At 67.2% G+C, this 2,795-nt stretch carries 3 protein-coding genes; 1 reads left to right on the top strand and 2 read right to left on the bottom strand.

Annotated elements, in window-relative coordinates; genetic code table 11:
• Nucleotides 1-1,130: DNA topoisomerase (locus V5A53_RS14360; RefSeq protein ID WP_332314294.1), on the bottom strand; the 1,130-nt coding region annotated here is incomplete at its 3' end.
• A gap of 214 nt (nucleotides 1,131-1,344) precedes the next feature.
• On the opposite strand from V5A53_RS14360, the gene V5A53_RS14355 reads away from it, so the two are divergent.
• Nucleotides 1,345-1,956 (top strand): hypothetical protein, encoded by a 612-nt coding sequence (locus tag V5A53_RS14355; protein ID WP_332314293.1) that lies wholly within the window; start codon nucleotides 1,345-1,347, stop codon nucleotides 1,954-1,956.
• Between the two features lie 6 nt (nucleotides 1,957-1,962).
• Here V5A53_RS14355 and V5A53_RS14350 read toward each other — a convergent pair whose 3' ends face one another.
• Nucleotides 1,963-2,736 carry a bacteriorhodopsin gene (locus V5A53_RS14350; protein ID WP_332314295.1) on the bottom strand — a complete coding sequence of 258 codons (774 nt, stop codon included), beginning with the start codon at nucleotides 2,734-2,736 and terminating at the stop codon, nucleotides 1,963-1,965.
• Nucleotides 2,737-2,795 lie beyond the last annotated feature (59 nt).

The following is a 2,795-nucleotide window of genomic DNA, read 5'->3' as shown; positions in this document are numbered from 1 at the left end:
ATCTCGCCGGTCGGGTGGATCGGCGGGTGGTCGGTCGTCTCCTCGTCGCCCGCGGTCGGTTCGATGTTCTCGGACTCCAGCAGGTCCTCGGCGTCGTCGCCGAAGGGGTGGTGGCCGACGAAGTCCTCCAGCAGTTCCTCGGGGTCGAGGTCGTCGGGATAGACGGTGTTGTCCGTCCGCGGGTAGGTGATGTACCCGGCGGTGTAGAGTTCCTCGGCGACGCTCATGGCCTTCTGGGCCGAGAGGCCGAGCGACCCGGCCGCGCGGATGTACTGGGTGGTGTTGAACGGCTCCGGCGGGTCGTCGGTCCGGGTACGTCGGCGGACCGAATCGACGACGGCCTCGCCCGCACCCTGCAGGCGTTCGAAGGCCTCGTCGGCGGCGGCTTCGTCCCAGACGCGCTCCTGTTCCTTGCCGTCTTCCTTGTAGAAGTACTGGGCCTCGAAGGTCGCCTCGTCCTTCCGGAGGTCGGCGAACAGTTCCCAGTAGTCGTCGGGGTCGAAGGCCTGAATCTCACGTTCGCGCTCGACGATGAGCCGCAGGGTCGGCGACTGCACTCGGCCGACCGAGATGAAGTCGTCGCCGAGCTGTTTCGCGGACAGGGAGAGGAACCGAGTCAGGGCGGCGCCCCACAGCAGGTCGATGACCTGCCGGGCCTCGCCGGCCGCGGCGAGGTCGAAGTCCAGTTCGTCGGGATTGGCGAAGGCGTTCTTGACCTCGTTTTCCGTGATCGAGGAGAAGCGGACACGCTGGATCGGGATGTCCGCGACCTCGTCGATGAGTTCGTAGGCTTCCTTGCCGATGAGTTCACCCTCGCGGTCGTAGTCGGTTGCGATGACGGCCTCGTCGGCGTCCTTCGCCAGTTGTTGGAGGGTCCTGACGATGTTCTCCTGTGTCGGGGTCTTCACGACGTCGGCGTCCACGAGTTCGACCGGCTGGACGTCCCGCCAGTCGGAGTATTCGGACGGGAAGTCCACGCCGACGACGTGGCCGGAGAGGCCGACACACCGTTTGTCGCCCCAGCGATACACGTTGACGCCGTTGCGCCGATCGGCGGACGCGCCGCCGTCGGAGAGGATCTCCGCGATGCGACGAGCGGCGTTGTCCTTCTCGGTGACGATGAGTTCCACGTTGGGGCAGTCTACGCCGACACCGGTTTTCAACCTTTCGTCGTAAACGCCACGAAATCGCCGCAGGGCGCGCCTGCGGGCGTATGAGCGCGTTCGAGCGAGCGCCCGCGCGCACGGTGGTGGCCCTTCCCCGACTGGCCCCCGCTCCCTCCTCCGGCAGGCCACCGCTATCGATTTTCGGCACCCTCTTGGCTGCCCAGTTCCGAGGGCGCGTATGGACGAGCCTACCGCTCGGAAACTCCGCTTTCTGACCCTACAGGTCGTCGGCGCCGTTGCTGTCGTCCACTTCGTCGTCGGCGCCTCGGAGCTCGCCCGCTTCCGGAAGGCGGGCATCCTCCGGCAGTACCTCTTCGGCGGGGAACTCCTCGTCCAGCCGGACCCGGTGCTGTTCGTCGTCTCGTCGGTCGCGATACTCGCCGGTATCGGCGCCGTCGCGGCCGGCTATCTCGGCCTCCGCCGCGCCTACGTCCTCGGGATGGCCGCGATGGCCGTCTACGTCATCGGCTGGTTCGCATGGCACACCGTACTGGACCACGGCGTCGGCGCCACTCCGACCACGTCCGGGACCGCCGATACCACCCACCTCGGCCTCGTCAACGTGGTTCTCTCCCACTACGTCGACCCGCTCGTGGGCGCCGTAAACGGCGCCGACCAGCCCGGTCGCGTCGTGTTGGCCGCGGTCTCGAAGACGCTCGAAGTCGTCGCGTTCGCGCTTCTGGCGACGCTGCTGGCGTTCGACCCACGCGTCGAGGAACCGGAGAACCCGGTCGCCGGGCTGGCGTCCGGGTCCGACGGACGCGCCGACACCGACGAGGAGTCGTCCTGACCGAGGTCAGTCGTCGGCTACCGCGCTGCCCGCGTCGACGCTTCCGGCACGCTCGACGACGCTCTGATTGTCCGCCACCCAACTCAACAGCAGGTAGGCGAAGACGTATTTCGCGAAGACGTCGAGCGCGGAGTAGCCCCACGACGTGAGGCCGACCGACTCGACGAGCGCGAACCCTTCGATGCCGACCGCCCAGACGATGGGATAGCCCAACCAGAGAACGACCGTCAGTGCTCGGAGGGTGCCGAATATCTCGCCGGAACCGGCGGTCTCGGCCTCGGCCGGCCACTCGACGAGCAGGGCGTACAGGACCACCACGAAGAAGGCGCAACTGACGACGTAGAACACCCAGCGGAGCGCATAGGAGGAGGTGGTCAGCGCCGCCGCGAGGCCGGTGAGACACATCCCGATATCGGCTGCGATGACGATCAACAGGTCCGCGATGTCGACGTCGGCCAGCAGCCCCAGCGCCAGCAGGATGAGCGGCGTCGATAGCGTCCACGTCAGATACCGACCCCACTGGCTGAGCACCTCCTGGCCGGCCAGCGCGTGGCCGGACGGCATCTCCACCAGACCCACGGTGAGCCCGGACAGCAGGCCGAGATAGCTCGAAAGCGATACCAGCGGTATCAGCAGGGTTGCCCCCCAGATGAGTTTCGCTCGGGTCCCGCCGACCGCGCGACCCATATACACGAACAGCAGGGCGGACAGCCCCGCCAGCGCCACGTTGACCCAGAGGGAGGTGCTCAACACCGCATCGCCCTGAATCCGGTCGAACAGTTCGCCCTGCGTTGCCTGAAGGGGAAACGACCCGGCGAGTTCGAGGAGTACTGCTTCGT

The organism is Natronomonas sp. (assembly GCF_036625485.1).
Lineage (GTDB): Archaea > Halobacteriota > Halobacteria > Halobacteriales > Haloarculaceae > Natronomonas.
This window is presented reverse-complemented; position numbering and strand designations above follow the sequence as displayed.